1 pseudogene is annotated in these 258 nt (G+C 55.8%); it reads right to left on the reverse strand.

The window, feature by feature from the left end:
• Positions 1-258 (reverse strand): annotated as a pseudogene (locus tag AB4874_RS19965) (transposase); the annotation flags it as partial.

Below are 258 nucleotides of genomic sequence, written 5' to 3' on the forward strand. Positions count from 1 at the left end.
GAAACTTTGAACTGACTGCGAACATGATCGATGCAGGCCCGCCGACGCGAGGGGCTCAGAAGTTTCCCGATGCGGCCTCCCGTAGGATCAGCTTGTCCAGGGTCAGGTCAGAAACTGCACGCCGCAGGCGCTCGTTTTCTTTCTGTAGCCGCTTTAGCTCTTTGAGTTGTTCCGTGCCCATTCCACCGTACTTCTTCTTCCAGCGGTAATAGGTTTGTTCAGTCACGCTGATCTGACGGATCGCGTCAATCCGGGGCA

This window comes from Thioclava arctica (assembly GCF_040892615.1).
GTDB lineage: Bacteria > Pseudomonadota > Alphaproteobacteria > Rhodobacterales > Rhodobacteraceae > Thioclava > Thioclava arctica.